Here is a 17,813-nt window from a genome sequence, read left to right on the forward strand (position 1 = left end):
AATGGCCTTCGACCTGACGGCGCGCCTGGCCGAACGGCGCGCCGCAGACCTGTATCGGCAGCGGCCACTGCTGGAAAGCCCGCAGGGGCCGGAAGTGGTCGTCGATGGCCAGCGCTTGCTGGCCTTCTGCAGCAATGACTACCTGGGCCTGGCCAACCACCCCGGGGTGATTGCTGCCTGGCAGGCCGGCGCCGAGCGCTGGGGTGTCGGTGGCGGTGCCTCGCACCTGGTTATCGGTCACAGTACGCCGCACCACCAGGTGGAAGAGGCCTTGGCCGAACTTACCGGGCGACCGCGCGCGCTGCTGTTCTCCACAGGCTACATGGCCAACCTGGGCGCCATCACCGCACTGGTGGGGCAGGGTGACACGGTGCTGCAGGACCGCCTGAACCATGCTTCTCTGCTGGATGGCGGGTTGCTCAGCGGTGCCCGTTTCAACCGCTACCTGCACAACGACCCGGCCAGCCTGGCCAGCCGCCTGGACAAGGCCGTCGGCAATACCCTGGTAGTGACCGATGGCGTGTTCAGCATGGACGGCGACCTGGCCGACCTGCCGGCGCTGGCCGATGTCGCGCGCGCGCGCGGTGCCTGGCTGATGGTCGACGACGCCCATGGCCTGGGCACCTTGGGCACTCAGGGCGGCGGTATAGTCGAGCACTTCGATCTGGGCGTTGAAGATGTGCCGGTGTTGATCGGTACGCTGGGCAAGGCCTGTGGGACCGCCGGCGCCTTTGTGGCCGGCAGCGAAGAGCTGATCGAGGCGCTGGTGCAGTTCGCCCGCCCGTATATCTACACCACCAGCCAGCCACCGGCGCTGGCTTGCGCCACCCTCAAAAGCCTGGAACTTCTGCGTCGCGAGACCTGGCGCCGCGAGCACCTTGCCGCGCTGATCCATCAGTTCCGTGAAGGTGCGCAGCAGATTGGACTGCAGCTGATGGATAGCCCGACGCCGATTCAGCCGATCGTCATCGGCGACAGCGCGCAGGCCCTGAGCCTGTCACGCATGCTGCGCGAGCGCGGCTTGTTGGTGACGGCCATCCGCCCGCCCACTGTGCCGGCGGGCAGCGCACGCCTGCGGGTGACATTGAGCGCCGCGCACAGCGAGGCGCAGGTGCAGCTATTGTTGAATGCATTGGCCGAGTGTTATCCACAGTTGGAGAGCGCCGATGCGTAATCGACTTGTACTGTTGCCCGGCTGGGGCCTGGGCACTGCTTCCCTGGAGCCGCTGGCCGCCAGCCTGCGTGCCCAGGACGCCCGCCTGCAGGTAGAGCTGATGCCATTGCCGGAACTGGCCCACAGCGATGTGCAGGCCTGGGTCGACCACCTCGACCGCAAGCTGCCGAGCGATGTCTGGCTGGGCGGCTGGTCGTTCGGCGGCATGCTGGCCAGCGCGTTGGCGCACAAGCGTGGCGACCATTGCTGTGGCCTGCTGACCTTGGCCAGCAACCCCAGTTTCGTGGCTCGCCCGGACTGGCCCCACGGCATGGCCAAAGACACTTTCGTCACCTTCCTCGACGGCTGTCGCAGCCATACCCAGGTCACCCTGAAGCGCTTCCGTACCTTGTGCAGCGATGGTGCCCAGCAGCCGCGTACCCTGCTGCGCCAGCTGGGTGTCGGCGTGCCGGACACCGACCCACTGTACCTGGCCACCGGCCTCGAGGTACTGGCCAAGCTGGATACCCGCGAAGCTCTGGAGGCCTACGGTGGCCCGCAGCTGCACCTGTTCGCCGGCAGCGATGCGCTGGTACCAGCATCTGCGGCGAAAGCGCTGAGCGAGCTGCTGCCCGATGTGGAAGTGGGCCTGGTCGAAGACAGTTCCCACGCCTTCCTGCTGGAGTACCCGCAGGAACTGGCGGCGGGCATCAAGAGTTTCCTGCATGAGAGTGGCGATGACTGACCTTTCCCGTCCGACCCCGCCCGGAGCGCTGCCCGACAAGCGCCAGGTAGCGGCCTCGTTCTCCCGCGCCGCAGCCAGCTACGACAGCGTGGCAGCCTTGCAGCGTGCGGTGGGTTCGAGCTTGCTGGAGCTGTTGCCGGAGGGCCTGCAGCCGTCGCGCTGGCTGGACCTGGGCAGCGGAACCGGTCATTTCAGCCGGGCGCTGGCCGAGCGTTTCATCCAAGCCAGCGGCGTGGCGGTGGATATCGCCGAGGGCATGTTGTGCCATGCTCGCAACGAACAGGGCGGGGCGCTCTATCACGTGGCCGGCGACGCCGAGCGTTTGCCGCTGCGTGATGCCAGCGTCGACCTGGTGTTTACCAGCCTGGCCGTGCAGTGGTGCGACCAGTTCGCCAGTGTGCTGGCAGAAGCGCTGCGAGTGCTGCGCCCGGGCGGCGTGCTGGCCTTCAGCAGCCTGTGTGTGGGTACCCTCGATGAACTGCGCGCCAGTTGGCAGGCGGTGGATGGCCTGGTGCATGTGAACCGCTTCCGCCGTTTCGAGGACTATCAGCGCCTGTGCGCAGCCAGCGGTTTCGAACAGCTTGTGCTGCAGCGCTGCCCGCACGTGCTGCACTACCCGGATGTACGCAGCCTGACCCATGAACTCAAGGCTCTCGGCGCCCACAATCTGAACCCTGGCCGGCCTTCCGGGCTTACCGGTCGGGCACGCATGCAGGGCTTGCTGCAGGCTTATGAGGCGTATCGCCAGCCTGAGGGGCTGCCAGCCACCTATCAGGTGGTCTATGGTTTGTTGCGCAAGCCACAGGTGTAAGGGGAGCGAGATGAGTCAGGCCTATTTCATTGCCGGTACCGATACCGATGTTGGCAAGACCACCATCGCTGCCGGGCTGTTGCATGCGGCACGGTCGCAAGGCTTGAGCACGCTGGGGGCCAAGCCGGTGGCCTCCGGTTGCACGATGACGCCGAAAGGCTTGCGCAACAGCGACGCTCAGGCGCTGATCGATGAAAGCACGATCAAGCTGCCCTACGAGCAGGTCAACCCGTTTGCCTTCGAACCGGCTATCGCACCCCACGTGGCAGCGCGCGAGGTAGGGGTGACGCTTGCCGTGTCGGAGCTGTTGGTAGCGATGCGCAGTGTGTTGCAACAAAATGCCGATTTCACCCTGATCGAGGGGGCTGGTGGCTGGCGCGTGCCATTGTCGGGGCAAGACAACTTGTCCGATCTGGCCATTGCCTTGAAGTTGCCGGTGATCCTGGTGGTGGGAGTACGTCTGGGGTGCATCAGCCACGCCTTGCTCAGCGCCGAGGCGATTGCCCGTGACGGGCTACAGTTGGCGGGATGGGTGGCGAACATCATCGAGCCGCGTACTTCGCGCCTGGAAGAGAACCTGGCCAGCCTGGCCGAGCGTTTGCCGGCGCCTTGCCTGGGGCGGGTGCCCAAATTGAAGCAGGCAAGTGCCGACATGGTGGCTGAACACCTTCAGCTGGATCTACTGGACTAGCGTTTGCAGGCCTGGCCCTTTCGCGGGTAAACCCGCTCCCACAGGTACTGCACAAGTCTCAAAAAATGTGGAGATCCTGTGGGAGCGGGTTTACCGCGAAGAGGCCAGTGCAGGAATACCCAAGGCCTATCAAATGGCACCAGGCCATTAGGGATTTAAACGGGCCTTTTCGCCTTTGGCCTGCTTTAATTGGGCCTGTTCGTCATCCAGCGTCAATGGAGTCCTGACATGGAAATCACCGGTAGCTCCGCCTATTACGCGGGCCTGAGCGCAATTCAGACCGGCCAGAACCGCGTCGATCAGGCCGCCAGCCAGATCGCCAGCACCACCGCCGAACGTAGCGCCACCAGCCAGTCCAGCGATTTTCAGGCCGAACGCCTGCGCGCGGTCGATCGCAGCCAGCAGATGGACCTGGCCACCAGCACCGTGCAGCTGGCCGTGGGCAAACTTGAAGTCGAACTGGGCGCAAAGGTCGCCAAGGCATCCGACGAAATGCTCGGCCGGATCATCGACACCTACGCCTGACAGGGCGCTCACCCGATTTATACGCAGCCCCTGTGGGAGCGGGCATGCCCGCGAATGCGTCAGATCAGGTACCTCTACTGCCTGGCCTGACCCTTTCGCGGGCACGCCCGCTCCCACAGGGGCGTCTTTATTTTTCAAGGCTTGGCATGAATGCCATTTTTCGTGGCGCAAATGGCACCATAGTCCATCCTTGACATAAGGCGGAGCTAAACGTAAGTTTCAAACAACTGTTTGATCGACGGCCGCCAAGTGCGGGTCACCCCCACAGAACTCACCTAGAGGTTCATCGCAATGCCTGATTACAAAGCCCCCTTGCGTGATATCCGCTTCGTTCGCGACGAGCTGCTCGGTTATGAGGCGCATTATCAGAGCCTGCCGGGTTGCCAGGACGCCACGCCCGACATGGTCGACGCGATCCTCGAAGAAGGCGCGAAGTTCTGTGAGCAGGTGCTGTCGCCGCTGAACCGCGTGGGTGACCAGGAAGGCTGCACCTGGAGCGAATCGGGCGTGAAAACCCCTACCGGCTTCAAAGAGGCCTATCAGCAGTTCGTCGAAGGTGGCTGGCCGAGCCTGGCGCATGACGTCGAGCACGGCGGCCAGGGCCTGCCGGAATCGCTGGGCCTGGCCCTGAGCGAAATGGTCGGCGGTTCGAACTGGTCGTGGGGCATGTACCCGGGCCTGTCGCACGGCGCGATGAACACCATCTCTGCGCACGGTACTGCCGAGCAGCAGCACACCTACCTGACCAAGCTGGTATCCGGCGAGTGGACCGGCACCATGTGCCTGACCGAGCCGCACTGCGGTACCGACCTGGGCATGCTGCGCACCAAGGCCGAGCCACAGGCCGACGGCAGCTACAAGGTGTCGGGCACCAAGATCTTCATTTCGGCCGGTGAGCACGACATGGCCGACAACATTGTCCATATCGTCCTGGCCCGCCTGCCGGACGCACCGGCTGGCACCAAAGGCATCTCGCTGTTCATCGTGCCGAAGTTCCTGCCCAACGCCGAAGGCGGTGTGGGCGAGCGCAACGGCGTGAGCTGCGGCTCGATCGAACACAAGATGGGTATCCACGGCAACGCCACCTGCGTGATGAACTTCGACGGCGCTACCGGCTACCTGATCGGCCCGGCCAACAAAGGCCTGAACTGCATGTTCACCTTCATGAACACCGCCCGCCTGGGTACCGCGCTGCAAGGCCTGGCCCACGCCGAAGTAGCGTTCCAGGGTGGCCTGAAGTACGCTCGTGAGCGCCTGCAAATGCGTTCCCTGACCGGCCCGAAAGCACCGGACAAGGCTGCTGACCCGATCATCGTCCACCCGGACGTGCGCCGCATGCTGCTCACCATGAAGGCCTTCGCCGAAGGCAACCGCGCGATGGTGTACTTCACTGCCAAGCAGGTGGACATCGTCAAGTACAGCCAGGATGAAGAAGAGCGCAAGAAGGCCGATGCCCTGCTGGCGTTCCTGACCCCGATCGCCAAGGCGTTCATGACCGAGGTCGGTTTCGAAGCCGCCAACCATGGCGTGCAGATCTACGGTGGCCACGGCTTCATCGCCGAATGGGGCATGGAGCAGAACGTGCGCGACAGCCGCATTTCCATGTTGTACGAAGGCACCACCGGCATCCAGGCCCTGGACCTGCTCGGCCGCAAGGTGCTGATGACCCAAGGCGAAGCGCTGAAGGGCTTTACCAAGATCGTGCACAAGTTCTGCCAGGCGCAGGAAGGCAACGAAGCGGTCAAAGAGTTCGTCGAACCGCTGGCGGCGCTGAACAAGGAATGGGGTGAGCTGACCATGAAAGTCGGTATGGCCGCCATGAAGGACCGCGAAGAAGTGGGTGCGGCCTCGGTCGATTACCTGATGTATTCCGGCTACGCCTGCCTGGCTTACTTCTGGGCCGACATTGCCCGCCTGGCGGCCGAGAAACTGGCTGCCGGCACCAGCGAAGAAGCGTTCTACACCGCCAAGCTGCAGACTGCGCGCTTCTACTTCCAGCGCATCCTGCCGCGTACCCGTACCCACGTGGCGACCATGCTGTCGGGTGCCAACAACCTGATGGCGATGGACGAAGAGCACTTCGGCCTGTCGTACTGATTCTGCCGTTGTAAAGCAAACCCGCCTGCCTTCACCGGCAGGCGGGTTTTTTTTTCTTCAGGTCCAGCGCGGTCCCCTTGTAGGAGCAGCCTTGTGTCGCGATGGGCTGCAAAGCAGCCCCGGCGATCTTTGCTGTGGCAGAAATCCTGGGGCCGCTTCGCACCCCTATCGCGACACAAGGCCGCTCCTACAAGGAATCGAGTCTGATTCGAAATTCAACTGTTCATGTGCACTGCCGATGAAGTAAGGGCACAATGCCACCATTGATCTGCCGGGTTGGAGATTACCCTTGTTTCGTTTTAACGCTGTTCGCGCGAGCCACTTCCTGCCTTCGCTGATTCTTTTGCTGGCAGGCCTCGCCGCGGCCTATGTGAGAGACCTCAGTGTCTTTTTCACGTCGCTGTTCAATGTCCTGCCCACCTTGGTTTTGCTGCTGGGGGGCGCCTACTGTGCGGTGTACCGTCGCCAGCGCGAGCTATTCCTGATGCTCACGGTGTACATCGCCTACTACCTGCTCGACACTCAGACCGACTTCTACCGTGACCATGGCCGCGTTCGCGAGGACGCGGCGGTGATCTTCCATCTTGTGTGCCTGCTGCTGCCCGCCCTGTTCGGGCTATATGGTGCATGGCAGGAGCGTACCCACCTGCTGCAGGACCTGGTCGCCCGCGGCGCCGTGCTGTTTGCCGTGGGCAGCGTGGCAGTGGCCCTGGAGCAAAGCTACCCCGAAGCGCTGTTGACCTGGTTGGCGGAAATCCGCTGGCCAACCTTGCATGGCAAGTGGATGAGCCTGATCCAGATGGTCTACCCGCTGTTCCTCGGCGTGTTCATCCTGCTGGTGGTGCAATACCTGCGCGCGCCACGGCCGCTGCACGCTGCGCAGGTGATGGGGCTGCTGGGTATCTTCTGGATGCTGCCGCAAACCTTTATCCTGCCGTTCACCCTGAACATCATGTGCAGCCAGGTAATGCTGATGATCGCCGCAGCGGTGGCGCACGAGGCCTACCAGATGGCCTTCCGCGACGAGCTGACCGGCCTGCCTGGGCGCCGTGCGCTGAACGAGCGTATGCAGCGCCTGGGGCGCAACTATGTGATCGCCATGACCGATGTCGATCACTTCAAGAAATTCAACGACACCCACGGCCACGACGTTGGCGACCAGGTGCTGCGCCTGGTTGCCAGCCGCCTGTCCAAGGTCACCGGGGGTGGCCGCGCCTACCGGTATGGCGGCGAGGAATTCGCCCTGGTGTTTGCCGGCAAGACTGCCGAGGAGTGCGTGCCGCATGTGGAAGCCGTGCGCGAAATGATCGCCAACTACGTGATGCACCTGCGAGACCAGCACAACCGCCCGCAGGACGATACCGCCGGGCGCCAGCGACGGGCGGGCAGCAGCGGAGGTACGGTGTCGGTCACCATCAGCATCGGCGTGGCCGAGCGCCAGGCCGATCATCGTGACCCCGAAGCGGTGCTGAAATCCGCCGACCAGGCGCTGTACAGCGCCAAGGGCGCAGGGCGCAATTGTGTCATGGTACATGGGCAACAAGCACAGCGAGGGGCAGTGCGTACAGCGTGACCAGAATTGACTATGTGGTCTGTTGATGACCCTATGTCTCGTAAAAGTTGTTCGGTTACACTGCCTGTAACCCAGTGTCGCGGTTCCCCGAGACCGCCCCGACCCGACTAGCGAGAGGTTGTCATGGCTGAATATAAAGCGCCCCTGCGCGACATGCGCTTCGTACTGAATGAAGTCTTCAACGTGGCTGAGCAGTGGGCGCAGTTGCCCGGGTTGGCCGAGGTTGTCGATGCCGACACGGCCATGGCGGTGCTGGAGGAAGCCGGCAAGGTCACTGCCAGATCCATTGCACCGCTCAGCCGCGCCGCAGATGAAGAGGGCTGCCACTGGGACAACGGCGCGGTGCGTACACCGGCCGGTTTCACCGAGGCCTACAACACCTACGCCGAAGGCGGTTGGGTGGGCGTGGGCGGCGACCCGCTGTTCGGCGGCATGGGCATGCCCAAGGTCATCTCGGCCCAGGTCGAGGAAATGGTCAATGCCTCCAGCTTGTCCTTCGGCCTGTACCCGATGCTGACTGCCGGCGCCTGCCTGTCGATCAATGCCCACGCCAGTGAAGCGCTGAAGGAAAAGTACCTGCCGAACATGTACGCCGGCGTGTGGGCCGGTTCCATGTGCCTGACCGAGCCGCACGCCGGTACCGATCTGGGCATTATCCGCACCAAGGCCGAGCCCCAGGCCGACGGCAGCTACAAGGTCAGCGGCACCAAGATCTTCATCACCGGCGGCGAGCACGACCTGACCGAGAACATCATCCACTTGGTGCTGGCCAAGCTGCCGGATGCACCGGCGGGGCCGAAAGGCATTTCGCTGTTCCTGGTGCCGAAGTTCCTGGTCAATGAAGACGGCAGCCTGGGGGCGCGCAACGCGGCCACCTGTGGTTCGATCGAGCACAAGATGGGTATCCAGGCCTCGGCCACTTGCGTGATGAACTTCGACGAAGCGGTCGGCTATATCGTCGGTGAGCCGAACAAGGGCCTGGCGGCCATGTTCACCATGATGAACTACGAGCGCCTGGGCGTTGGTATCCAGGGCCTGGCTTCGGCCGAGCGCTCCTACCAGAACGCCGTGGAGTACGCCCGCGACCGCCTGCAGAGCCGCGCCCCGACCGGGCCACAAGCCAAGGACAAGGCCGCTGACCCGATCATTGTCCACCCGGATGTGCGCCGCATGCTGCTGACCATGAAGGCGCTGATCGAGGGTGGCCGGGCTTTCTCCAGCTATGTGGCCATGCAGCTGGACAGCGCCAAATACAGCGAAGACGCCGCCGTGCGCAAGCGCAGTGAAGAGCTGGTGGCACTACTGACGCCGGTGGCCAAGGCCTTCCTCACCGACCTGGGCCTTGAGTGCGCGGTGCACGGTCAGCAGGTGTTCGGCGGGCATGGCTACATTCGCGAGTGGGGGCAGGAGCAATTGGTGCGCGATGTGCGCATTACACAGATCTACGAAGGCACCAACGGTATCCAGGCCCTCGACCTGATGGGGCGCAAGGTGGTGGCCAGTGGTGGGGCGTACTACCGGCTGTTCTCCGACGAGATTCGCCAGTTCATTGCTGGTGCGGGTAGCGAACTGAAAGAATTTTCCAAGCCGTTGGAAAACTATCTCGATCAACTCGACGGGCTGACCGAGTGGGTCCTTGAGCAGGCCAAGGGCAACCCGAACGAGATTGGCGCGGCTTCGGTCGAGTACCTGCATGCGTTTGGTTATGTCGCCTATGCCTACATGTGGGCATTGATGGCGCAGGCGGCGCAGGCGGGTGAGGGGGATGAAGCGTTCTATGCGGGCAAGCTGGGTACGGCGCGGTTCTTCTTTGCGCGGTTGCTGCCGCGGGTGGATTCGCTGGTGGCTTCGGTGAAGGCAGGGAGTGAGTCGTTGTACCTGCTGGATGCCGAGCAGTTCTGAGAGACTTTGGGGGCTGCAATGCGGCCCTGCCGTGTAAGCTTTTTCCTACACGACGTGGTGACGTTTCACCACTGTTCTCAGATTGGATCCACGGCTATTCTTTACCACATGGACGTTGCGCAGGAAGCGCAAAGGACAGATCACGGATGACGACGAAGGAACACCTGCCAGGATGGCGGGGCGATACGGATGTCACAGGGAAACAGTCTGGAAAACCCCGCTTAGGCGGGGTTTTCTTTGTGCGCGTGTTTTTTCAGCCCAGCACATCCAGCGGTGATGAGCCCAACAGGCGGGCGTCCGTCTCTTCCTCCAGCAGCGTGCGCAGCAGCTCCACAGAGGCTTGCTGGCGCTGGGCATCGCGAAACACCAAGCCAACCTTCAATGGTACCCGTGGCTCGCTCAACGGCTTCCACAGCAGCCCCTGATCATCCTCGGCAGCTTCCTTGGCCCGCCCCGGCAGGATGGTGGCCAGTGCGGTATGGGCCAGGCTGTCGAGAATCCCCGCCATGTTGTTCATCTCTGCCTGCACCTGCGGCCGACGGCCTTGGCTGGCCAGTTGCGCCTGCCAGATCTGGCGAATCTGGAATTCCTCGCCCAGCATCAACATGGGCAGTTCGGCGGCCTGGCGAATGGACACCTTCTTGAAATCCTTCAGCGGGTGGGTGGCCGGGATGACCAGCTGCAGCTCATCTTCGTACAGCAGCAGGCCATGCAGCCCTGGCTGGCGTGGCGGTAGGTAGCTGATACCGATATCCAGGCTGCCGTTGAGCAGGCGCCGTTCGATCTCCTGCCCCGACAATTCGTAGATCTGCACCACAAGGTGCGGCTGTGCCCTGCGCAGCCGTTCGAGCAGCTGCGGCACCAGGCTTGGCCGCACGGTCTGCAGCACGCCAATGGCCAAGGTACGCAGCGACTGGCCCTTGAAGTTGCGCATCGCTTCGTGGGCTCGCTGCAGCCCATCGAGCAGCGGCAGGGCGTGGTTGTACAGGGTATGGGCGGCCAGAGTTGGCAGCAGCCGCTTGTTGCTGCGCTCGAACAGGCTCAGGTCGAGGCTGTGCTCCAGCTGACGGATCTGCTGGGAAAGCGCTGGCTGCGACAGTGAAAGGCGCTCGGCGGCGCGGCCCACGTGGCCTTCTTCATACACCGCGACGAAATAACGCAGTTGGCGGAAATCCATAAGCAACACTTATCGAAAATGCTGGAAAAACGAAATGGTCGAAAACCCTCGCGAGGCCTAGTCTATCGCCGTATTCCAACGGGTTACAGCGATCAATCAAGCGATTGTTACCCCGAATGAAAAACACTTTTGATAGGCAAGGCAAAATACCGAGTAGCGGCACCCAGACCGCACCGTGGCCGCGCCTGTCGTGATTGGTTGGAGCCTTGATGAACCTGTTCAACCTGCGCCGCCCGGCCCCTGCCGCCGTCGCCGAGCCCAAGCGTGCGCCGGTGATCGTGCCGGAAGCGCCGCCGTTGTCGCGTGAGCGCCTGATGCCCAGCACCGAACGTGCAGCACAGGTGTTCGTGCGTGGCCAGGGTTCCTGGTTGTGGGACAACGAAGGGCATGCCTACCTGGACTTCACTCAGGGTGGTGCAGTCAACAGCCTGGGCCACAGCCCCAGTGTTCTGGTGAAGGCGCTGGGCAATCAGGCCCAGGCGCTGATCAACCCGGGCTCGGGCTTCCACAGCCGTGGCCTGCTGGGGCTGGTCAACCGCCTGTGCCAGAGCACCGGCAGCGACCAGGCCTACCTGCTCAACAGCGGTGCCGAAGCCTGCGAAGGCGCGATCAAGCTGGCGCGCAAGTGGGGCCAGATGCACCGCAACGGCGCCTATCACATCATCACCGCCACCCAGGCCTGTCATGGCCGCAGCCTGGGCGCGTTGTCGGCGTCCGACCCGCTGCCATGCAACCGCTGCGAGCCCGGCCTGCCGGGCTTCAGCAAGGTGCCGTTCAACGACCTGGCGGCGCTGCACGCCGAGGTGGACTCGCGCACCGTGGCGATCATGCTCGAGCCGATCCAGGGCGAGGCGGGTGTCATCCCGGCCACGCAGGAATACCTCAAGGGTGTGGAAACGCTGTGTCGCGAACTTGGCATCCTGCTGATCCTCGACGAGGTGCAGACAGGCATCGGCCGTTGTGGCGCGCTGCTGGCCGAGGAAACCTACGGCGTGCGCGCCGACATCATCACTCTGGGCAAGGGCCTGGGCGGTGGCGTACCGCTGGCGGCCTTGTTGGCCCGGGGCACGGCATGCTGCGCCGAGCCTGGCGAACTGGAAGGCAGCCACCATGGCAACGCGCTGATGTGCGCCGCCGGCTTGGCCGTGCTGGATACCGTGCTGGAGCCTGGCTTTTTCGCCCAGGTGCAGGACAACGGCCGCCACCTGCGTGAAGGCCTGAACCGGCTGGCCGGGCGCTATGGCCAGGGCGAAGTGCGTGGGCAAGGCCTGCTCTGGGCCCTGCAGATGAAAGAAAACCTCGCCCGCGAACTGGTGGCGGCAGCACTGCACGAAGGCTTGCTGCTCAACGCACCGCAGGCGGATGTGGTGCGTTTTTCGCCAGCGCTCACCGTGAGCAAGGGCAACATCGACGAAATGCTGCTGCGCCTGGCTCGCGCCTTCGCCCGCCTGCATGCCCAGCAGCAGGCCCGCCGCGAAATGCCAGCCTAGCGGCCTGGTGACATCGAGAATTCTACGAACCGTCTGGCGTTCCTGCGCATCGCCCTTGGCCTGTTTCATTCGGCCCGGGGCGTTTTTTTTGCCGGTTGAACCTCTGTGGCGGACGGCTAGTCTCTGATGTAACCCCTTCAGGAGAGACTCGCATGGACTTCATACGCATCATCATCGCCATCATTCTGCCGCCGCTGGGCGTGTTCCTGCAGGTGGGGTTTGGCGGGGCGTTCTGGCTGAATATCCTGCTGACCTTGCTGGGGTACATTCCGGGGATCGTGCATGCGGTGTATATCATCGCCAAGCGTTAAGCCATCTGGGGCTGCTTTGCAGCCCATCGCGACACAAGGCCGCTCCTACAGGAGGTCGCGTTCCCCATGTAGGAGCGGCCTTGTGTCGCGATGGGCCGCAAAGCGGCCCCAGAATCTCAGCCCCCCAACACCCGGCAATAGAATTTCCATTCTTCTTCCAGTGCATGCGCCAGGTTCTCCGCCTTGCGGAACCCGTGCCGCTCCCCGGCATAGAAGTGCCCTTCAGCCTCGATCCCGTTAGCCTGCAACGCCGCCAGCATCGACCGCGTCTGCTCCGGCACCACCACCGCATCCAGTTCGCCCTGGAAGAAAATCACCGGCACCTTGATCTGCCCAGCATGCAGCAGCGGTGTACGCTGGCGATAGCGCTCGGCGTCCTGCAGCGGGTCGCCGATCAGCCAGTCCAGGTAGTCCCCTTCGAACTTGTGGGTGGCCCGGCCCAGGGCAATCGGGTCGCTGACCCCGTACAGGCTGGCGCCGGCACGGAAAACATTATTGAACGCCAGGGCACATAGGGTGGTGTAGCCGCCCGCGCTGCCGCCACGGATGAACGCCTTGTGGCGGTCGATCATCCCCTGTTCGGCCAGGTAATCCACCGCTGCGCAAGCATCGGCCACATCGCTTTCACCCCAGCGCAGGTGCAGGGCCTGGCGGTATTCACGGCCATAGCCGGTGCTGCCTCGGTAGTTGAGGTCGGCGACGGCGAAGCCGCGTTGGGTCCAGTACTGGATGCGTGGGTCGAGCACGGGATAACAGGCTGAAGTCGGGCCGCCATGGATGAATACCACCAGCGGCGCGGCCCCTTGCGAGCGGGCGGCCGGGTAGAAGAAACCGTGGGCGAGGTGACCGTCACTGCCGTAGTGGAACGACTGCGGCAGGCTGATATGCCTTGCCGGCAGCACTTCGGCGCCACCAGCCAATACGCTGACCTCGTGGTTGCCGCGGGCGATGGCGATGACCGCCGGAGGGCTGATCGGCGAGGCGGCAATCGCGTACAGGTGTTCGGCATCCATGGCCAGGCTGCGAAAACGCGTGTAGGCGCTGGCGAAACGCTCCAGGCGGCCATCGGCAGTGCGCAGCCCCAGTTGCCCGAAGCCGTCTTCGAACCAGCTGGCCAGATAGCTTTGCGGCCCCAGCGCCAACCAGGTACTGGCGCCCAGTTGCCAAGGTGCCGCAGCGTGGTCCGCGGGCTCGGCAGGCAGGGCCTGCCAGCAGCCATTGATCTCGCCCCAGGGTTGCCAGAAGCCATTGCGGTCGGACAGACAGTAGAGTCGGCCTTCGCTATCGAAGCGCGGCTGCTGCAGCGATTCGTCAGCGCCGGCCACACATAGCGCGGGCCCCCATCCACTTGCATCACGTGTGCGGCACATCAGCCTGGTGAAGGTCCAAGGTTGTGCCGGGCGGTCCCATTCGACCCACGCCAGGCGCTGGCCGTCGGCACTCACCGTAGGCGATGCATAGAAGTCGGCCCCCTCGGCGAGCACTTCGCGGGTTTGTTCACCCAGGGCGACCAAGCGATGCTCGACCCGTTCGCCATGCTGCTCCTCGACCGCCAGCACCAGGCCGTCGTGCCACTGCACATCGCCGTAGCGGCAGCTGGCATCATCGGTCAGGGCGCGCGGTGCTGCGCCTTCCAGGGCCTGGGTATAGACCTGCTGGTCCTTTTCGTTGACGAACAGCAGCCCGTCACCACCCAGGCAGAAACTGCCACCGCCGTATTCGTACACCCGGCTACGCACGCTGAAGCCATCAGGTGTCAGGCAGCGGGCCTGCTGGTGCTGCCAGTGCCAGATGCGACAGGCACCGTCGGCCGGGCGAAACTCGTTCCAGAACAGCCCCGCAGCACTGACCTTGAGTTCGGCGAAGTCGGTGCCGGCGGCAACTGCCTGGGCCGCGCTGAACTCAGCCGCGGACGATGACACGGGAGTTTCGTTCATTGCGGAAGGTCATCTCTTCAATGGTGAGCTGGGCGCTTTCCGCCTCGTCGCGGGCCTTGAGGATGATGCCGTGGTCGGCCGACTTGGCGCACACCGGATCGGCGTTGCTGGCATCGCCGGTGAGCACGAAGGCCTGGCAGCGGCAGCCGCCGAAGTCCTTTTCCTTCTCGTCGCAGGAACGGCAGGGTTCGGGCATCCACTCATAGCCGCGGAAGCGGTTGAAGCCGAACGAGTCGTACCAGATGTGGTGCAGGTCGTGGTCGCGCACATTGGGGAACTGCACCGGCAGCTGGCGCGCGCCGTGGCAGGGCAGGGCGGTGCCGTCCGGGGTGATGGTGAGGAACAGGCTGCCCCAGCCATTCATGCAGGCCTTGGGGCGCTCCTCGTAGTAGTCCGGGGTGACGAAGATCAGCTTGCACGGGTTGCCCTCGGCCTTGAGCCTGTCCCGGTACTCGTTGGTGATGCGTTCGGCCCGTTCCAGCTGCGCGCGGGTCGGCAGCAAGCCCAGCCGGTTGAGGTGGGCCCAGCCGTAGAACTGGCAGGTGGCAAGCTCGACGAAGTCGGCTTCCAGTGCGATGCACAGCTCGATGATGCGGTCGATCTTGTCGATGTTGTGCCGGTGGGTGACGAAGTTGAGCACCATCGGGTAATCATGGGCCTTCACCGCACGGGCCATTTCCAGCTTTTGCGCAAAGGCCTTCTTCGAGCCGGCCAGCAGGTTGTTGACCTGCTCGTCGCTGGCCTGGAAGCTGATCTGGATGTGGTCCAGGCCGGCCTTCCTGAAGTCGGCGATACGCGCTTCGGTCAGGCCGATGCCCGAGGTGATCAGGTTGGTGTAGTAGCCCAGCCGGCGGGCCTCGCCGATCAGTTCGGCAAGGTCCTGGCGTACCAGCGGTTCTCCGCCGGAAAAGCCGATTTGCGCGGCACCCATTTCCCGAGCTTCGGCCATCACCTTGAACCACTGTGCGGTGCTCAGCTCCTGGCCCTGGGCTGCGAAGTCCAGCGGGTTGGAGCAGTACGGGCACTGCAGTGGGCAGCGGTAGGTCAGCTCGGCCAGCAGCCACAGCGGCAGGCCGACTGCGGGCGTGGGCGGTAACTCAGGCGAGGACGATCCAGTGTTCGGCACGGGCCACCTCCATGAACTGCTCGATGTCATCGGCCACTTCCGGGACACCGGGGAACTGTTTTTCGAGTTCGCTGATGATCGCAGCAACGTCGCGTTGGCCGTCGATCAGGCCACCGATCAGGGCCGCGCTGTCGTTGAGTTTGATCATGCCCTCTGGGTACAGCAGCACATGGCCCTTTTGCGCCGGCTCGTACTGGAAGCGGTAGCCGGGGCGCCAGTTCGGCACTTGATTACGGTCGAAACTCATAGGGTGATCCCTTTGTGCCACACACGTTCCTGGGTGACGGAGTGATAGGGCGGGCGGTTCAGCTCGTAGGCCATGCTCATGGCGTCGAGCATGCTCCAGAGAATATCCAGCTTGAACTGCAGTATCTCCAGCATACGCTCCTGGCCCGCGCGGGTGGTGTAGTGCTGCAAGGTAATCGCCAGGCCGTGCTCCACGTCACGCCGGGCCTGGCCCAGGCGGGTGCGGAAGTATTCGTAGCCGGCCGGGTCGATCCACGGGTAGTGCTGCGGCCAGCTGTCCAGGCGCGACTGGTGGATCTGCGGGGCGAACAGCTCGGTCAGCGAGCTGCTGGCCGCTTCCTGCCAACTGGCCCTACGGGCGAAGTTGACGTAAGCGTCCACGGCAAAGCGCACACCGGGCAGTACCAGTTCCTGAGAGCGCAGCTGGTCAGGGTCCAGGCCCACGGCCTGGCCCAGGCGCAGCCAGGCCTCGATACCACCGTCCTCGCCGGGTGCACCATCGTGGTCGAGCAGGCGCTGGATCCATTCGCGGCGCACTTCGCGGTCCGGGCAGTTGGCCAGGATCGCGGCATCCTTCATCGGGATGTTGACCTGGTAGTAGAAGCGGTTGGCCACCCAGCCCTGGATTTGTTCGCGGGTGGCGCGCCCCTGGTACATCGCCACGTGGTACGGGTGATGAATGTGATAGTAGGCGCCCTTGGCGCGCAGGGCCTGCTCGAATTCGGCAGGGGACATTGGCAGTGCGTCGCTCATTCGGCTGGCTCCTGTATAGCTGAGTCTCGGCTCACCTCGCCCCCTGTGGGAGCGGGCGTGCCCGCGAACACCGGCGAAGCCGGTGCCATACACCGTGTCGGATTTTTCGCGGGCATGCCCGCTCCCACAGGGGGTTGTGTCAACTCGCAGACCTTTTTACAACTCGATACTCATGCCATCGAAGGCCACTTCCACACCCCGGCGCAGCACTTCGGCACGCTCGGGCGAGTCTTCGTCGAGGATCGGGTTGGTGTTGTTGATGTGGATAAGTACCTTGCGCTGGCGTGGGAAGCCATCCAGCACCTCCAGCATGCCGCCGGGGCCGTTCTGCGCCAGGTGGCCCATCTCGCGGCCGGTACGGGTGCCCACGCCACGGCGCTGCATTTCATCATCTTCCCACAAGGTGCCATCGACCAGCAGGCAGTCGGCGCCGTGCATCATCGTCAGCAGCTTGTCGTCCACCTGGCCCAGGCCCGGGGCGTAGAACAGCTTGCCGCCGGTGCGGGTGTCCTCGACCAGCAGGCCAAGGTTGTCGCCCGGGTGCGGGTCGAAGCGGTGCGGCGAGTAGGGCGGCGCGGCGCTGCGCAAGGGGAACGGGGTGAAGCGCAGGTTGGGGCAGGCGTCGATCACGAAGCTGCCTTCCAGCTCGATGCGGTTCCACTGCAGGCCGCCGTTCCAGTGGCTGAGCATGTTGAACAGCGGGAAGCCGGTGGTCAGGTCCTGGTGGACCATGTCGGTGCACCACACCTGGTGCGGGCAGCCTTCGCGCAGGCTGAGCAGGCCGGTGGTGTGGTCGATCTGGCTGTCCAGCAGGATGATGGCGTTGATGCCGGTGTCGCGCAGGGCACGGGCCGGCTGCATCGGCGCAAAGGCCTGGAGCTGGGCGCGGATATCGGGCGAGGCATTGCACAGCACCCAGTGCACGCCGTCGTCGGACAGGGCGATGGACGACTGGGTGCGTGGCGTGGCACGCAGGGTGCCGTCACGCAAGCCCTTGCAGTTGTCGCAGTTGCAGTTCCACTGTGGAAACCCGCCACCGGCGGCGGAACCGAGAACCTGGATGTACATGGCCACTCTCTCTGCAGAAACCGTAGCGAAAAAACGAAAACGCCCCGGCAGGCCGAGGCGTTGAACCGTAAGCCGGGCTTAGCGGTTGGCGAAGTACATGGTGACTTCGAAGCCGATGCGCAGATCAGTGTATGCAGGTTTGGTCCACATGGAATTACTCCTTCCGGATGAGGGGGGGGTTTGTCAGCTACTACTTGGGTACCGCCAT

17 protein-coding genes are annotated in these 17,813 nt (G+C 63.9%); 10 read left to right on the forward strand and 7 right to left on the reverse strand.

Annotated features, from left to right (window positions below):
* Position 1: 1 nt before the first annotated feature.
* From bioF to V3314_RS05535, 8 genes are all read left to right on the forward strand, one after another.
* On the forward strand, positions 2 to 1,174 hold the full coding sequence (gene bioF / locus V3314_RS05500) for an 8-amino-7-oxononanoate synthase (RefSeq protein ID WP_338459996.1): 1,173 nt from the start codon (positions 2 to 4) through the stop codon (positions 1,172 to 1,174).
* Entirely contained in the window at positions 1,167 to 1,898 is a 732-nt protein-coding gene (locus V3314_RS05505; RefSeq protein WP_046614442.1) for an alpha/beta fold hydrolase, read from the forward strand. Before bioF ends, V3314_RS05505 begins: the two co-directional genes overlap by 8 nt.
* Positions 1,891 to 2,709, forward strand: coding sequence for a malonyl-ACP O-methyltransferase BioC (bioC, locus tag V3314_RS05510; RefSeq protein WP_046614441.1), 819 nt, complete (start codon positions 1,891 to 1,893; stop codon positions 2,707 to 2,709). The genes V3314_RS05505 and bioC overlap by 8 nt, the downstream gene beginning before the upstream one ends.
* Positions 2,710 to 2,719: 10 nt before the next feature.
* Positions 2,720 to 3,400 carry a dethiobiotin synthase gene (bioD, locus tag V3314_RS05515; protein WP_046614440.1) on the forward strand — a complete coding sequence of 227 codons (681 nt, stop codon included), beginning with the start codon at positions 2,720 to 2,722 and terminating at the stop codon, positions 3,398 to 3,400.
* Positions 3,401 to 3,628: 228 nt separating this feature from the next.
* Complete coding sequence (locus V3314_RS05520) at positions 3,629 to 3,925, forward strand: hypothetical protein (RefSeq protein WP_003258614.1); 297 nt, start codon at positions 3,629 to 3,631, stop codon at positions 3,923 to 3,925.
* A gap of 291 nt (positions 3,926 to 4,216) precedes the next feature.
* Complete coding sequence (locus tag V3314_RS05525; protein ID WP_025337435.1) at positions 4,217 to 6,022, forward strand: phenylacyl-CoA dehydrogenase; 1,806 nt, start codon at positions 4,217 to 4,219, stop codon at positions 6,020 to 6,022.
* Positions 6,023 to 6,311: 289 nt separating this feature from the next.
* Entirely contained in the window at positions 6,312 to 7,595 is a 1,284-nt protein-coding gene (locus V3314_RS05530) for a GGDEF domain-containing protein (RefSeq protein WP_046614439.1), read from the forward strand.
* Between the two features lie 123 nt (positions 7,596 to 7,718).
* Complete coding sequence (locus tag V3314_RS05535) at positions 7,719 to 9,497, forward strand: acyl-CoA dehydrogenase C-terminal domain-containing protein (RefSeq protein WP_046614438.1); 1,779 nt, start codon at positions 7,719 to 7,721, stop codon at positions 9,495 to 9,497.
* 253 nt (positions 9,498 to 9,750) lie between these two features.
* On the opposite strand, the gene V3314_RS05540 is transcribed toward V3314_RS05535, so the two are convergent.
* Positions 9,751 to 10,674, reverse strand: a complete 924-nt coding sequence (locus V3314_RS05540; protein ID WP_338459997.1) for a LysR family transcriptional regulator — start codon at positions 10,672 to 10,674, stop codon at positions 9,751 to 9,753.
* A 209-nt stretch (positions 10,675 to 10,883) separates the two neighbouring features.
* On the opposite strand from V3314_RS05540, the gene V3314_RS05545 reads away from it, so the two are divergent.
* Together V3314_RS05545 and V3314_RS05550 are read left to right on the forward strand one after the other, a co-directional pair.
* Positions 10,884 to 12,164 (forward strand): aminotransferase class III-fold pyridoxal phosphate-dependent enzyme, encoded by a 1,281-nt coding sequence (locus V3314_RS05545; protein WP_338459998.1) that lies wholly within the window; start codon positions 10,884 to 10,886, stop codon positions 12,162 to 12,164.
* Positions 12,165 to 12,316: 152 nt separating this feature from the next.
* Positions 12,317 to 12,475, forward strand: a complete 159-nt coding sequence (locus tag V3314_RS05550) for a YqaE/Pmp3 family membrane protein (RefSeq protein WP_009681539.1) — start codon at positions 12,317 to 12,319, stop codon at positions 12,473 to 12,475.
* Between the two features lie 116 nt (positions 12,476 to 12,591).
* Here the strand turns inward: V3314_RS05550 and V3314_RS05555 are convergent, their stop codons facing one another.
* From V3314_RS05555 to pqqA, 6 genes are all read right to left on the reverse strand, one after another.
* On the reverse strand, positions 12,592 to 14,412 hold the full coding sequence (locus V3314_RS05555) for a S9 family peptidase (RefSeq protein ID WP_338459999.1): 1,821 nt from the start codon (positions 14,410 to 14,412) through the stop codon (positions 12,592 to 12,594).
* A complete protein-coding gene (gene pqqE, locus V3314_RS05560) occupies positions 14,378 to 15,538 on the reverse strand; it encodes a pyrroloquinoline quinone biosynthesis protein PqqE (protein ID WP_338460000.1) in 1,161 nt (386 codons plus the stop codon). Before pqqE ends, V3314_RS05555 begins: the two co-directional genes overlap by 35 nt.
* Positions 15,510 to 15,785, reverse strand: coding sequence for a pyrroloquinoline quinone biosynthesis peptide chaperone PqqD (gene pqqD, locus V3314_RS05565; protein ID WP_085600078.1), 276 nt, complete (start codon positions 15,783 to 15,785; stop codon positions 15,510 to 15,512). Before pqqD ends, pqqE begins: the two co-directional genes overlap by 29 nt.
* The gene (pqqC, locus tag V3314_RS05570) at positions 15,782 to 16,537 is read right to left on the reverse strand and encodes a pyrroloquinoline-quinone synthase PqqC (protein ID WP_003255592.1); all 756 of its coding nucleotides are present in this window, start codon (positions 16,535 to 16,537) and stop codon (positions 15,782 to 15,784) included. The genes pqqD and pqqC overlap by 4 nt, the downstream gene beginning before the upstream one ends.
* Positions 16,538 to 16,693: 156 nt before the next feature.
* The gene (gene pqqB, locus V3314_RS05575; protein ID WP_085600082.1) at positions 16,694 to 17,605 is read right to left on the reverse strand and encodes a pyrroloquinoline quinone biosynthesis protein PqqB; all 912 of its coding nucleotides are present in this window, start codon (positions 17,603 to 17,605) and stop codon (positions 16,694 to 16,696) included.
* A 78-nt stretch (positions 17,606 to 17,683) separates the two neighbouring features.
* Positions 17,684 to 17,755, reverse strand: a complete 72-nt coding sequence (gene pqqA / locus V3314_RS05580; RefSeq protein ID WP_003243383.1) for a pyrroloquinoline quinone precursor peptide PqqA — start codon at positions 17,753 to 17,755, stop codon at positions 17,684 to 17,686.
* Between the last annotated feature and the right edge of the window lie 58 nt (positions 17,756 to 17,813).

The sequence above is a fragment of the Pseudomonas sp. TE3-3-F2023 genome (genome assembly GCF_036784815.1).
GTDB classification, from domain to species: domain Bacteria; phylum Pseudomonadota; class Gammaproteobacteria; order Pseudomonadales; family Pseudomonadaceae; genus Aquipseudomonas; species Aquipseudomonas pudica.